The 13,491-nt window shown below is 74.6% G+C and carries 12 protein-coding genes; 5 read left to right on the top strand and 7 right to left on the bottom strand.

The features are described 5' to 3' along the window. Window positions 1-127: 127 nt before the first annotated feature. Together ACFVST_RS20110 and ACFVST_RS20115 are read right to left on the bottom strand one after the other, a co-directional pair. Window positions 128-1,777: a DNA repair helicase XPB gene (locus ACFVST_RS20110; RefSeq protein ID WP_390153556.1), complete on the bottom strand. Its 1,650-nt coding sequence runs from the start codon at window positions 1,775-1,777 to the stop codon at window positions 128-130. Window positions 1,778-1,901: 124 nt separating this feature from the next. Beyond that, window positions 1,902-4,538, bottom strand: a complete 2,637-nt coding sequence (locus ACFVST_RS20115) for a helicase-associated domain-containing protein (protein ID WP_390153559.1) — start codon at window positions 4,536-4,538, stop codon at window positions 1,902-1,904. Between the two features lie 194 nt (window positions 4,539-4,732). Here ACFVST_RS20115 and ACFVST_RS20120 point away from each other — a divergent pair, with 194 nt between their 5' ends. The 3 genes from ACFVST_RS20120 (at window position 4,733) to ACFVST_RS20130 (ending at window position 7,304) form a co-directional block, all read left to right on the top strand. Next, window positions 4,733-5,353: a hypothetical protein gene (locus ACFVST_RS20120; RefSeq protein WP_390153562.1), complete on the top strand. Its 621-nt coding sequence runs from the start codon at window positions 4,733-4,735 to the stop codon at window positions 5,351-5,353. A 71-nt stretch (window positions 5,354-5,424) separates the two neighbouring features. Beyond that, window positions 5,425-6,621: an HAAS signaling domain-containing protein gene (locus tag ACFVST_RS20125; protein ID WP_390153565.1), complete on the top strand. Its 1,197-nt coding sequence runs from the start codon at window positions 5,425-5,427 to the stop codon at window positions 6,619-6,621. Between the two features lie 65 nt (window positions 6,622-6,686). Next, on the top strand, window positions 6,687-7,304 hold the full coding sequence (locus tag ACFVST_RS20130; RefSeq protein WP_390153567.1) for an HAD family hydrolase: 618 nt from the start codon (window positions 6,687-6,689) through the stop codon (window positions 7,302-7,304). 7 nt (window positions 7,305-7,311) lie between these two features. Here ACFVST_RS20130 and ACFVST_RS20135 read toward each other — a convergent pair whose 3' ends face one another. Beyond that, a complete protein-coding gene (locus tag ACFVST_RS20135) occupies window positions 7,312-7,581 on the bottom strand; it encodes a hypothetical protein (protein WP_390153734.1) in 270 nt (89 codons plus the stop codon). 194 nt (window positions 7,582-7,775) lie between these two features. Between ACFVST_RS20135 and ACFVST_RS20140 the strand changes: the two genes are divergently transcribed. Further along, a complete protein-coding gene (locus tag ACFVST_RS20140; protein ID WP_390153570.1) occupies window positions 7,776-8,159 on the top strand; it encodes a cold-shock protein in 384 nt (127 codons plus the stop codon). A 27-nt stretch (window positions 8,160-8,186) separates the two neighbouring features. Here the strand turns inward: ACFVST_RS20140 and ACFVST_RS20145 are convergent, their stop codons facing one another. The 4 genes from ACFVST_RS20145 to ACFVST_RS20160 all read right to left on the bottom strand — a co-directional run bounded on the left by ACFVST_RS20145 (window position 8,187) and on the right by ACFVST_RS20160 (window position 11,914). Next, entirely contained in the window at window positions 8,187-9,080 is an 894-nt protein-coding gene (locus tag ACFVST_RS20145) for a 1,4-dihydroxy-6-naphthoate synthase (RefSeq protein ID WP_390153573.1), read from the bottom strand. Continuing rightward, the gene (locus ACFVST_RS20150; RefSeq protein ID WP_390153576.1) at window positions 9,049-9,792 is read right to left on the bottom strand and encodes a futalosine hydrolase; all 744 of its coding nucleotides are present in this window, start codon (window positions 9,790-9,792) and stop codon (window positions 9,049-9,051) included. Before ACFVST_RS20150 ends, ACFVST_RS20145 begins: the two co-directional genes overlap by 32 nt. Before the next feature lie 83 nt (window positions 9,793-9,875). Continuing rightward, window positions 9,876-10,376, bottom strand: a complete 501-nt coding sequence (locus tag ACFVST_RS20155) for a DUF2771 domain-containing protein (RefSeq protein ID WP_390153579.1) — start codon at window positions 10,374-10,376, stop codon at window positions 9,876-9,878. Between the two features lie 92 nt (window positions 10,377-10,468). Then, complete coding sequence (locus ACFVST_RS20160) at window positions 10,469-11,914, bottom strand: MFS transporter (protein ID WP_390153582.1); 1,446 nt, start codon at window positions 11,912-11,914, stop codon at window positions 10,469-10,471. A 491-nt stretch (window positions 11,915-12,405) separates the two neighbouring features. Between ACFVST_RS20160 and ACFVST_RS20165 the strand changes: the two genes are divergently transcribed. Next, window positions 12,406-13,317: a DUF3027 domain-containing protein gene (locus tag ACFVST_RS20165; protein WP_390153585.1), complete on the top strand. Its 912-nt coding sequence runs from the start codon at window positions 12,406-12,408 to the stop codon at window positions 13,315-13,317. Window positions 13,318-13,491 lie beyond the last annotated feature (174 nt).

Here is a 13,491-nt window from a genome sequence, read left to right on the forward strand (position 1 = left end):
GGGGTCTGGTGCGTGCTCTCGGTGCGCCGGCCAAGCGCCCTCGTACTGGACGTACTTGGGCGTTTGGCCGGTGCGGCGAGAGTGCGTGCCAGGGCACGCGACGCCGCGGAGATCCAAACGACACGGCCTAGACCTCCATGTCCCCCGTCAGCAGATCGTCCGCGTCCACGATCCGGTAGGCGTACCCCTGCTCCGCGAGGAAGCGCTGGCGGTGGGCGGCGAAGTCCTGGTCGATGGTGTCTCGCGCGACCACCGAGTAGAAGCGGGCCTCATGCCCGTCCGCCTTCGGCCGCAGCACCCGGCCCAGCCGCTGCGCCTCCTCCTGCCGCGAGCCGAAGGTGCCCGACACCTGGATCGCCACCGTGGCCTCCGGCAGGTCCACCGAGAAGTTCGCCACCTTCGACACCACCAGCACCGACAACTCGCCCTGCCGGAACGCCTCGAAGAGCTTCTCCCGCTGCGCGTTGCTCGTCTCGCCCTTGATCACCGGGGCGCCCAGATGCTCCCCCAGCTCGTCCAACTGGTCGATGTACTGGCCGATCACCAGCGTCTGCTGCCCGGTGTGCCGCCGCACCAGCGCCTCGGTCACCCGCCGCTTGCTGTCCGTCGTCGCGCAGAACCGGTACTTCTCCTCGGTCTCCGCCGTCGCGTACGCCAGCCGCTCGCCGTCGGTGAGATTGACCCGGACCTCGACGCAGTCCGCGGGCGCGATATAGCCCTGCGCCTCGATCTCCTTCCACGGCGCGTCGAAACGCTTCGGCCCGATCAGCGAGAACACGTCCGACTCCCGGCCGTCCTCCCGCACCAGCGTCGCCGTCAGACCCAGCCGCCGCCGCGCCTGGAGGTCCGCGGTGAACTTGAACACCGGCGCCGGCAGCAGATGCACCTCGTCGTAGACGATCAGGCCCCAGTCCCGCGAGTCGAACAGCTCCAGATGCGGATACACGCCCTTCCGCCGCGTCGTCAGCACCTGGTACGTGGCGATGGTGACCGGCCGGATCTCCTTGCGGGTGCCGCTGTACTCGCCCACCTCGTCCTCGGTGAGCGAGGTGCGGCGCACCAGCTCGTGCTTCCACTGCCGGGCCGACACCGTGTTCGTCACCAGGATCAGCGTGGTCGCCTTCGCCTGCGCCATCGCGCCCGCGCCCACCAGCGTCTTCCCGGCCCCGCACGGCAGCACCACCACACCCGAGCCGCCGTGCCAGAAGTTGTCCACCGCCTGCCGCTGGTACGGCCGCAGCGCCCAGCCGTCCTCGTGCAGGTCGATGGCGTGCGCCTCGCCGTCCACATAGCCGGCCAGGTCCTCCGCGGGCCAGCCCAGCTTCAGCAGCGTCTGCTTGATCTGGCCGCGCTCCGAGGGGTGCACCACCACGGTGTCCGGGTCGATCCGCGCCCCCACCAGCGGCTTGATCCGCTTGGAGCGCAGCACCTCCTCCAGCACCGGCCGGTCCGTGGTGCTCAGCACCAGGCCGTGCGCGGGATGCCGGGTCAGCGTGAGCCGCCCGTAGCGGTCCATCGTCTCCGCGACGTCCACCAGCAGCGCGTGCGGCACCGGATAGCGGGAGAACTGCACCAGGGCGTCCACCACCTGCTCCGCGTCATGCCCGGCGGCCCGCGCGTTCCACAGGCCGAGCGGTGTCACCCGGTAGGTGTGGATGTGCTCGGGCGCCCGCTCCAGCTCGGCGAAGGGGGCGATGGCGCGGCGGCAGGCGTCGGCGTCCTCGTGATCCACCTCAAGGAGCAGGGTTTTGTCGGACTGGACGATCAAACAGGACACAGACACCTCCGGCGGGCCGCGGTCGGGGGCCCGAACCCCGCCCCCGGGCCGGGCTCAACGCCAAAGACCCGAGTCTACTTCCCGCCCCCCGGCGCACGGGCTGCGCTGTGCCGCCCGGCCCCGGTCAGGCCGTGAGCTCCGCGACGCCGGTGATGCGGTGCAGGGGATAGGTACGGACCTCGTCGGCGGTGTGGTCGAAGGCCGTGACGAAACCGCCCTCCACCCGGATCGGGGCGATCACCCGCTGGCTGGCCGCCCCGTCCGCGTTCACATAGCCGATCCACAGCGCCTCCCCGGTGAGGACCGCCGCCTGCATGGTGGCCAGGGTGTCCGCGGAACTGGTCCGCGGCGGCTCACCGGCGCGCGCCGCGGCCGAGGCGGGCAGCTCTTTGCGGGGAGCCGTGGACGCCAGATCCCCCGCCCGGATCGCCCGCACCGCCGCCCCCAGCAGCGTCGCGTCCGGCAGCGGCGGGCCCTCCGGCACCGGCTGGGGCGCGCTCCGCGGCGGCGTACGGTGCGAGTGGGCCCGCGCGATCAGCACATCGCCCTCCGCGGACTCGGCGGCCGGTGCGAAGCCCAGCTCCCGCAGCCCCTCCAGCAGCGCCCGCGGCTCGGCCTGCGCGGCGAGCACGGTGGGCGCCAGCCGCCGCAACCGCAGCCCCTGGGACCGCTTGTCCGCGAGGATCTCCCCGAGCACCGCCTCGTCCTCGCACCGCACATACGAGGACGCGGCCCCCACCCGCAACCGCCCGTGCCGCCGCGCCACATCGTCGATCAGATACGTCAGCGGCTGCGGCACCGGAGTCTTCGAGTGCGCCGCGAGGAAGGCGTGCAACTCGGCCGTGGACCGCCCCGCGTCCAGCGCCCGCCGCACCGAGCCGGGCGTGAAGCGGAACACCGTCGCCCCGCCCTTGGACTCGACCTCGGCCAGTACGTCCAGGGTGTCCGCGAGCGGGCGCCGGAGAGGACCGGGCGCCACCGCCGTCAGATCGGCCTGGAGCAGGATGTGGTCCACCGGCTCCGGCAGCAGCGGCGCCAGCAGCCCGGCCGCCTCCGCGGCCCGCCCCGCCCTGGCCGCCTCGGCCGGCCCCTGCTCCGGGCCCACCTCGGAGACCGCCACCCCGGCCGGCGGGAGCGGCGCCCAGGTGTCCTCCGCGGCATCGCCGAGCAGGGCCCGGCCGGGCCCGGCGAGCGCGCCGCGGCCGGTGACGCCCAGCAACTCCGCCTCGGTGAGCGTCCAGCGGGCCAGTCGCAGTGGCAGGTCCTCGCCCGCCCTGCCGGAGCCCGCGTCGTCGGACACCGGGCCGCGGCCCATGGCGGAGCGCAGCGGCCGCTCCCACCGCAGCCGGTCGAGCAGCGACTCCGGGTCGGCCGCCGAGCCGGGCGGCAACCCCCCGAGGAGCGCCAGCACCCGGTGCCGTACCTCGGGTGCCGTGGAGCGGTCCAGGCCCGGGCCCAGGGCGGACAGCGAGCGGTCCCGGCTGTCCCGGCCGCCCACCAGGCCCGCGGTACGGGTGGCCGCCAGCCAGGCCGAGGCCAGTACCGCCCACTGCTCGGCCGCGGGCAGATCGAGCCAGGTGTCGTACGCCGGGGTGGCCGCGTACCGCTCCGGCTCCCGGCGGGCGCCCTCGCCCTCCGCGTCCCGCGCATGACCGCCGTCCGAGGCCAACAGGCCCGCCGCGTAAGCGAGTTCGAGCCAGAAGGCGGCCGTGTCCTCCGGTACGTCCAGGGCCTGCGCGGTGCGCTTGAGGTCCCGGACGCTCAGCCCGCCGGCCCGCAGCACCGCGGGCCCGCCCTCGTCCCAGTCCCGCAGCAGCTCCGCCACGGTGGCGACCGCCGCCCACGCCTGACCGGCCGCCGCCCGGTCCACGCCCTGCGGATCGTGCGCCCGGGACACCACCGGCTCGGGCGGCAGCGGATCCGGCGCCCGGTGCACCCGGCCGCCCCGCAGCCGCAGCGCCGCCTCCCGGGGCAGCACCACCGTGCCCGGCGCCGTCGGCAGCAGCAGGCCGCGATCCAGCAGCCAGCGCAGATGCGCCGCCGGCTCCGCCGTCACCTGCCCGTACGGCGGCCCCCACACCAGCCGCTCCAGCACCCGCAGCGACTCCGAGGGGGCCTCGGCCAGCAGCGCCGCCATCCGCTCCCGGTCCGTGAACAGCTCCGTCAGCGACCCGACCGCGGACACCGCGTCATGCGTACTGGACAGCCCCGCGGTCGCCACGATCTCCTGTACCCGCCCCGGCGACATCCCCGCGGTGGCCTCCGCGACGGTGGGACCCAGACCGGTGGGGGAGGGGTGCTGCGGGGACGGGGCCAGCAACTCCCTTGCGGTACGCACCAGTCGGAGCCGCTCGTCGTCGCCCCAGACCAGCGCCTGCTCCCGCAGCGTCGCCACCGCACCCGGCAGCGCCCGCGCTACGGCGCCCTCGCTTCCCTCGTCGCCCTCGCCCCCCTCGCCGTCCGGGTCCGGTACGTCGTCCCCGGTGAGGAGGGCGAGCAGGGTGGCGTACCCGGTCGGTTCGGTGGCGACGGCCAGGGCCTCGGCGGTCTGGAGCGCGAAGCGGTCCAGCCGGCCCAGGGCGCGCAGCACCGAGGCCCGGGTGCCGGCCCGGGTGGCGAGCTGGGTGAGATCCCCCGGCACCGGGCTGAGCAGATCGGGCCGGGCGCGCAGCAGCGCGGCGAGCGAGGTGTCGTCGCGCAGGCGCAGCGCCTCGGCCAGGGAACGCGGGACGGAGCTGCCCGCCGGTGAGTGACTGCTCATCCGGCCCACGTTAACGGGTGCCGCCGACATAGGGCTTGAGGCTGTGGACAACCGCGGCATGGGCAGGCCGGGCAGGCACCCGGCGCCGTACTCAACTGCCTCCGTACACCGTAAAGTTGACCGTTGCAGCGGCGGATGGCCGCTTGCCGGCGGGCAGGGGGGAGTTGGTCCGGGTGCGGGGCAGAGTGCTGGGGGTGGGGGGTGCGCTGGCGGCGTTGGTGATCGCGGGGGTCGCCTGCGGGGCGGGATCCGACGAGGGGCCGTCCACCGTCCATGGCTACCGGGAGATGTGCAAGAAGCCGCGTGCCTTCTCCAAGGCGGCACCGTACGCCCGTTCCGGGCCGCGGCCGGTCTTCGTCTCCGACTTCTGGCCCACGCGGGACTCCTACCCGGACCCACTCGGCACCGTGGACCGCGGGACCTGGGCCCCCGAGAAGCCGGGGAAGGTGCAACTCGTCGCCTGCGTCGACCACATCGGCCAGGGCGAGTACCTCACCACCTGCGACTACCGGGGGCTCCAGGGCAGCGGCATCGGCGGTACGGGCGGGGACGAGGGCTTCGTCGTCTACTACTACAAGGGCAAGTACAAGGTGACCGTCTACGAGGCGCGGACCGGCAAGCGCCGCGGCAGCACCACGGTGCAGGGAGACATCATCAACCCCTCCTACGACCGTCCGCGGGAGTGCCCGGGCATGGCCGCCCAACCGAAGCGGTCCTCCGACAACGAGCGGGAGGGCGACCCCTCGACCGACCAGCTCTACGAAGCCCTCGCCCCGTTCGTGACCGGCCGTGCGGGGGCCGGGTCCGGGAGCTGAGCCCTCGGCGGTGCGGGACGCGGTACCGTCGGGCGCCGGTGTTTCAACGGGCGTATCCCGGAGGGGACTTCGTGGGGATCGAGAGCGACCAGCTCGTCTTCGACTATCTGAGCCGGGTCGGCGATGTGGCCCAGCAGCGGCAGGTGCCGTCGGCCGACCGGGTGCGCCTGGTGGCCGAGCTGCGCGGCGAGATCGACCGCCGCCGCACCAGCGGCTCCGGCGACAGCCCGGCGTCCGTCCGCCGCATCCTGTCCCGCCTCGGCAGCCCCGACGAGGTGGTGTCCGCGGCCGGTACGGGTTCCGGCGGCGGTTCCGGCGACGTGGACGGCGAACCGGAGGCCGGGGCACGCCGGGACCAGGCCCCCGCCGCCCCCCGCCCGCGCCCGCCGTCCCTCCTGTCGTCCCGCCGCCGGTCGAGGGCCGCCGCCCGCCCCGAAGAAGCCCCGCACCCCGCCGTACCGGTGCAGTCCGGCGGAGAGGACGGGAACCGCGGTGGCGGTGCGGAGGAGGGGGATGGGGACCGGTCGCCGCTGCCCCGGATGCTGCGCCGCAAGCCGCCCAAGCAGGAGCCGCCCGAGGACCCGGAACCCGCGCCCGCGCCCCCGCATCTCGCCGGTACCGAGGACCTCGGCCCCGCCGCCGGTACCCCCGACTGGTGGCGGCACGACGGCGAGGCCCTCGGCGGCGCCGACGCCGTACCGGGCTTTGTCGGCGGCGTGGAGATCCCCGAGATACTGGCCCCGCCGCCGGCCTCCGATGAGGACAAGGACAAGGCCGGCGACAAGGACAAGGCCGGGGGCGACGGGGAGAAGAAGGCGCCCGGGGGCGGGGCGACCGAGGCCGCCGGGAGTGCACCGGAGGACGCGAAGAGCGGCAAGGCCCGCCGCGGCCTCGGGCTGCTGCGCCGCGGCTCCTCCGCCGCCGGGCGCGGCCTGAGCAATCCGCTGCTGGTGATCGCCGCCGCCGCCCTGGTGGTGGGCGGCATCCTCGGCAACTGGTTCGCCCTGGCCCTGGGTTGGGTCATCGCCTACGCCTCCCGCCGGCTCAGCCGTATCGAGTCCAAGGTGGCCGTGCTGGGGCTGCCGGGGCTGGCGCTCACCGCGGGGGTGGTGTGGCTGTGGGGCCGTGAGGACGGACGCTGGGGCGACCCGGTGCGCCACGGCCACCTCGGCGACGCGATCTCCGGGACCTGGCCGTGGGTGGTGCGCGGCGCGGCCCTCGCCTCCGCGCTCTACCTCCTCTGGCGCTCCCAGCGCGCCCGCGGCTGACCCCCGGTACGCGCCCCGGCCCGCCCTCCGCCGGGGCGGGCGGGCGCGGCGGGCACACTGGTGGGATGAACTCCACCGCGCCCACCGTCGGCTTCGACCTCGATATGACGCTCATCGACTCGCGGCCCGGCATCTACGCCACCTGGCGGGCGGTGTCCGCGGAGACCGGCGTCCATGTCGACGCCGATCTCGCCGTCACCCGGCTCGGCCCGCCGCTGGAGGAGGAGTTGGCGCACTGGTTCCCCGCCGACCGGATGGCGGAGGCCGCCGAGCTGTACCGGGCGCTCTACCCGGCGCACGCCATCGCCCCCAGCGTCGCCATGCCCGGCTCCCGGGAGGCGCTGGCCGCGGTGCGCGAGAGCGGCGGCCGCACCATGGTCGTCACCGCCAAGTACGAGCCCAGCGCCAAGCTGCATCTGGAGGCGCTCGGCCTCGATGTGGATCTGCTTGTGGGCGGCCTGTGGGCGGAGGGCAAGGCGCTCGCGTTGCGCGAGCACGGCGCGCGCGTCTACGTGGGCGACCACCTCGGCGATGTACGCGGGGCACGTGCTGCGGGCGCGGTACCGGTGGCCGTCACCACCGGTCCGTGCGGCGCCGAGGAACTGCGGGCCGCGGGCGCCGAAGCCGTACTGCCCGACCTGACCGCCTTCCCCGCCTGGCTCCGCGAGTACGGCACCCCGTAGGCGGGGCTCAGCCCGGCATCGCGGCGCGGGCGGCGCGGCGCTGGGCGGCGATGGACCGCAGCACACCCGCCCCCGCCACCAAGAAACCCACCCCCATCAACATGCTCAGCCCGAACATGTACGTCGGGAACGGCTTCGCGCCGAGGAGCAGCGGTGCCACCGTGACCAGCGTCGCCAGGGCGCCCACGAAGAACACCACCGCACCCGCCCGCACCAGCCGGTCTCCCGGCCGGGGGCCACCGCCGGGGGTGCCTTCGCCGCCGTCGTTCGTCTCCAGGGTTTGTCCACGCACCCGACCAGGGTAGTTCCCAGCGCACGGGAACGGACCGGTGCCGTCTTGTCACCAGGCGGGGGGCCGTTAGCCTTGGTGACGGCGGGTCCGGCGACCCGCTGCACTGCTGTCAGGAGCCGTTCTCCCGTACGGAATCCCCCGTGCGGACCGCGGCCTGAGTACGAGGACGAGGACTTCAGGTGCCCACCGGCAAGGTCAAGTGGTTCAACAGTGAGAAGGGCTTCGGCTTTCTCTCCCGCGACGACGGCGGTGACGTCTTCGTCCACTCCTCCGTACTCCCGGCCGGTGTGGACACCCTGAAGCCGGGCCAGCGGGTGGAGTTCGGGGTGGTCGCCGGGCAGCGCGGGGATCAGGCGCTGTCCGTGGCGGTCCTCGACCCGACGCCTTCGGTGGCGGCCGCCCAGCGCCGCCGCCCCGATGAACTCGCCTCCATCGTCCAGGACTTGACCACCGTGCTGGAGAACATCACCCCCATGCTGGAGAAGGGCCGCTACCCCGACAAGGCGGCCGGCAAGAAGATCGCCGGCCTGCTGCGCGCGGTCGCCGACGAGCTCGACGTGTAGGCGTCACGGCCCCGGCGGCGGGAGGGGTCAGGGGAAGGACAGCGCGTCCGGGGCGAGGGGGGGTACCAGGCCCTCCTCGGCCGCCCGGGTCAGCAGTCCGCGGATCGCGGCGTAGCCGTCCTCGCCGAGATCCTCGGTGAACTCGTTGACGTACAGCCCGATGTGCCGCTCCGCCACCGCCGGGTCCATCTCCTGCGCATGGGCCAGCACATACGGCCGGGACACCGAGGGATCGGCCCAGGCGGCACGCACCGACGCCCGTACGGTGTCCGCGAGTTGCCTCAGCGCGGCCTCGCCCAGCGACCGGCGGGCGATGATCGCGCCCAGCGGGATCGGCAGCCCCGTCGTCGCCTCCCAGTGCTCGCCCAGGTCGGCCAGCTTGTGCAGCCCGTAGTCCTGGTACGTGAAGCGGGCCTCGTGGATGACGAGTCCGGCGTCGACCTCGCCGTCCCGTACCGCGGGCATGATCCGGTCGAAGGGCAGCACCACGATCTCGCCCACCCCGCCCGGTACGGTCGCCGCCGCCCACAGCCGGAACAGCAGATAGGCCGTGGACCGCTCGCCGGGCACCGCGATCCGGGCGCCCGCCAGCTCCCGCCCCGGCTCCCGGGTCAGCACCAGCGGCCCGCAGCCCCGCCCCAGCGCCCCACCGCACGGCAGCAGCGCGTACTCGGTGAGCACCCACGGCAGCACCGCGTACGACACCTTCAGCACATCGAGTTCACCGCGCTCCGCCATGCCGTTGGTGAGGTCGATGTCGGCGAAGGTGACATCGGGGGCGGGCGCGCCGGGGATCCGGTCGTGCGCCCAGGCGTCGAAGACGAAGGTGTCGTTGGGGCACGGGGAGAAGGCGATCCGAAGGGCGGCGGAGCCGTCGGCGTGCGCCGGGTCAGCGGGGGTCGTGCGGTGCTCGCTGGTCATGCTCGTTCCCACTCTCCAGGACAGATGTGAACTTCCCGAACGCGGCGGTGAGCGCGGCCAGCGCGTCACCGATCCGCCAGGCGCCCCGGTCCCGCGGGCCGACCGGATTCGACACCGCCCGGACCTCCAGCACCGGCACCCCCTGAGCGGCGGCCGCCTCGGCCACCCCGAAACCCTCCATCGCCTCCGCCAGCGCCCCCGGATGCCGGGCCCGCAGCACCCCGGCGCGGGCCGCGCTGCCCGTCGCCGTCGACACCGTGAGCACCGTGCCGTACGCCGCGCCCGCCGCCTCGGCCGCGGCCCGCGCCAGACCCGGCGGCGGACGGTGGGTGACCGTGCCGAAGCCCAACGCCGTCACCGGGAGGAAACCGGCGCCGTCCGCCGTCTCCGCGCCCAGATCGGCCGCCGTCACCGCGTCCGCCACCACCACCGAACCCACCGGCGCCACAGGCGCGAACCCACCGCCCACCCCGGCCGACACCACCAGCGTGTACGGCTCACCCGCGAGCGCCGCCGCGGTCAGCGCCACCGCCGTACCCGCCGCCGCCCTGGCCGGGCCGACCCCGGCCGCCAGCAGATCCCAGCGGGCCGCCGCGGTGCGCAGCCGGTACGCCACGGCGCCCGGCAGCGGCACCGGGTGCGCGGCGGCGTCAAACGCGCGCGCCACCGCGTCCCGCTCGGGCGGGACCGCGGTGGCGACGAGGATCCGCACGGGCGCACCGGCCGGGGCCGGGCGGTCCGTGCCGCGCGGGTCGGGCGAACCGGGGGAACCAGGGGAACCAGACAAAGGGGGCGTCAGGAGTTCTTCTCCAGCTTGAACGACCACAGGCCGGTCGCCTTGCCGCCCTTGCCTTCGAGGATGCTGACCGTGGTGTGCGAACCGGTCGCGCCGTACTGCTGGTTGAAGAAGACGCTGCCCGGGATGGTGCGGTAGGTCTTGTTGCTCTCGTCGGTCAGCGGCTGACCGTTCAGCAGGACCGTCCAGCCGCTGTCCGCGATCTCCGGCTCCACACCGAAGGCGACCGTCGCGTCCGGGTCGACCTTGATCGAGTGCAGGTCCTTGTTCTTCAGGCACTTCTGGAGGTCCGCGGCCTGGATCTGGTTGCCGTCGTTGTAGCAAGCGGCCTCGGAGCGCACCGAGTTGTCGCCGACGGTGACGGTGGCGATCGGCGTGGGCTTGTCGCAGGCGGTCAGGACGAGCAGGCCCGCGGCGACGGCACCCAGGGCGGCGAACGTACGGCGGCGGCCCGCCGGGACTGACTTCGTTTGCGGCTGGGCCGCGCGCAGCGTGGTCATGGGCGGAAGGTTATCGGGCGGGGTACCGGCGCCTGCCACGCGGGGGGCGGCGGCGCGCCACCCGCCCCGGCCGCGGTCGCCGCCGGGTGCGGTCAGACCACCCGGCGCTTCGACGGCGGGCCGTGCCGCGCCGCCTTCAGCAGTCCCCGTACGGTCGTCAGCCAGCCCGTGCCGACGATCGCCGCGGCCACCGACAGGCCGAGCGTCCCGTTCAGCGGCAGGGCGATCCCGATGCCGCCGCCCACCACCCACGACATCTGCAGCAGCGTCTCGGAGCGGGCGAACGCGGAGGTGCGCACCATCTCCGGTACGTCCCGCTGGATCAGGGCGTCCAGCGAGAGCTTCGCCAGCGCCTGCGCCAGCCCCGCCACCGCCGCCAGCCCCGCCACCAGCGCCGTACTGAAGAACAGCGCCGCCAGCACCGCGATGCCCGCGACCACCGCCACCACGGTCACGATGATCACCTCGGGCGCGCGGGCCTTCAGCCAGGCGCCGACCGCCGTACCCAGCGCGTTCCCGGCGCCCGCCGCCACCCCCACCATGCCCAGCGACACCGCCGCGCTCTGCCCCGCCAGCGGATGCACCCGCAGCAGGAACGCCAGGAAGAAGATGAGGAAGCCGGACAGTCCGCGCAGCGCCGCGTTCGCGGCCAGGGCGTGGGTGACGGCGGGCCCCACCGTGCGCAGCCCCGGCTTGGGCGCCCTGGCCGGACGGAAGGGGCCGGCGCTCCGGCGGGAGGTGGAGCCGCTGTCGTCCGGATGGGGCCGGGGCCGGGGGCGGATGTGGTCCTCGTCGGCGGCGAGCAGCGCACGGCTCTCGCCCTTCGCCGAATCGACCTTGGGCGGCAACTGGAACGAGAGCACCGTGCCCGCGACGAAGATCAGGAACGCGCCGATCAACGGGCCCCGCACCCCCAGCAGATGCAGCCCCGCACCGATCGGCGCCGCCACCCCCGTCGCCAGCAGACCGCCCAGCGTCACCCGCGAGTTCGCCTTCACCAGCGAGAAGGCCGGCGGCAGCAACCGCGGCACCACCGCACTGCGCACCACCCCGTACGCCTTCGACGCGACCAGTACGCCGAGCGCCGCCGGATACAGCTCAAGGCCGCCCGTCGCCACCGCGCCCGACAGCAGCAGTGCCAGCGCCGCGCGGGCCAGCATCGCGGTGGCCATCGCGGCGCGGCGGCCGTGCGGCACCCGGTCCAGCAGTGGGCCGATCACGGGGGCGAGCAGGGTGAACGGGGCCATGGTGATGGCCAGATAGAGCGCCACCCGGCCGCGGGCCTCGTCCGTCGGCACCGAGAAGAAGACGGTGGAGGCCAGCGCCACGGTGATCATCACGTCGCCGGCGCCGTTCACCGCGTGCAGTTCGATCAGCTTGCCGAGGCCGGACTCGCCGGCCCCGTGCGCATGGGTGGCGCGGCGGACGGTACGGGCGGCGGCGGTGAAGGGCAGTCGCACCGCACGCCCCAGCGCACGGGCGGCCCGGCGACCCGGACCCCACCCGCCTTCCGCATCGGACGATCTGGCGGCTGCCACCCCGTCATAGTGCCCGAGATGTGGGGGAGTCGTGAGAGGGCCCTCCGGCGGAACGGGGAACGCGGGGTGCGGGAGGCGGGGGTGAACGAGGGTGCGCGGGGGCTGCTGGGTGGCGGGGCGGGTGTTCGTTTCGGGGGGTGTGCGGTGGTTCGGGGTGGTTCGGCTCGGGGGTGCGGTCGTGATGCGGTCGCGGTGTGCGCCCGGTCGACGGCGGGGGGTGCGTGTTCCATGGCGCGGAGGTGCGCGTTCCGTGGAGCGCGATGCGGTGTGGGCCGCGACGGCGGAAAGAGGTAGCGTGCGTAGCGCGCCTGCGGCGGTGGGTCCCGGCCGCGCGCCTCGACGCCATCCCGCACAATGGATGACGTGGGTGCGCCCGGGGACGGCCGGGCGCGGACGTCGACGCGGCCCCCCGGTCCGCTCCGTCCGTACCCGTCACGCGGTCACCGCCGGGACGGCGCACCCGTGATCGGCGTAGGAGAGAAGCGATACCTGTGAGCGCAGCCACAACGCGAAGCCGCACCCCTGACCGCCTGTGCGCCGAGGCGGTCGACCTCGCGCGGGCGGCCGCCGAGGAGACGGCCGCGCCGTCCGTCGTCGGTGAGCACGTCGGCGTGGTGGCCGAGGGGGACCGGGTCGTCACCCACCTCTTCGAGTGCCGGGAGCCGGGGTACCGCGGGTGGCACTGGGCGGTCACCGTCGCCCGCGCTTCCCGGGCGAAGGTCGTCACCCTGGACGAATCGGTCCTGCTTCCCGGGGCGGAGGCGGTGCTGGCGCCGGAGTGGGTGCCGTGGAGCGAGCGGCTGCGGCCGGGGGACATGGGGCCCGGCGATCTGCTGCCGACGGATGCGGACGATCTGCGGCTGGAGCCCGGGTACTCCGGCGAGGACGAGCCGCCGCCGAACTCGGCCGTCTCGCACGAGATGGCGGACCTGGTGGAGGCGGAGGACGCGGAGGTCACCGCGGGGCCGCCGGCGGGGCTGCCGGTCGCGCCGGGCCGGGGGTCGGTGGCCGCGGTCGCCGGGGAGCTGGGGATGGGGCGGGCGCGGGTGCTGTCCCGGTACGGGTTGCACAGTGCGGCCGATCGCTGGGAGGAGGCGTACGGGGCGAAGACGCCGATGGCTCAGGCGGCGCCGGCCTCTTGTGTGTCCTGTGCGTTCCTGGTGCCGTTGGCGGGGTCGTTGCGGCAGGCCTTCGGGGTGTGTGCCAATGAGTTCTCGCCGGCGGACGGGCGGGTGGTGTCGCTGGCCTACGGGTGCGGGGGGCACTCCGAGGCGGCGGTGATGCCGCGGCCGCCTAAGCCGGCGGAGCCGGTGGTGGATGAGACTCTGGTGGATCCGTTGCCTCTGCGGTCGGATGATTCGGATTCGGCTTCGGCGTCGGGGGAGGATCTGGGGCACTCGTAGTTCGGCTCGCGGTTGGGCCTGCGGGTGCGGAGTTGTGGGTCGGGGGTGCGGGGGGGATGTCCGTCCTCGGAGCCGGTACGTGGACGTGGTCCGTTGGTCTGACGCCTACTTGCACCGGCTCCTGCGGGCGGACATCCCCCCACACCCCCTTCGGTGCGTTCTCGGCTTTCCCGG

It is taken from the genome of Streptomyces sp. NPDC058045, from assembly GCF_042885635.1.
In the GTDB taxonomy this organism is placed as follows: Bacteria; Actinomycetota; Actinomycetes; order Streptomycetales; family Streptomycetaceae; genus Streptomyces.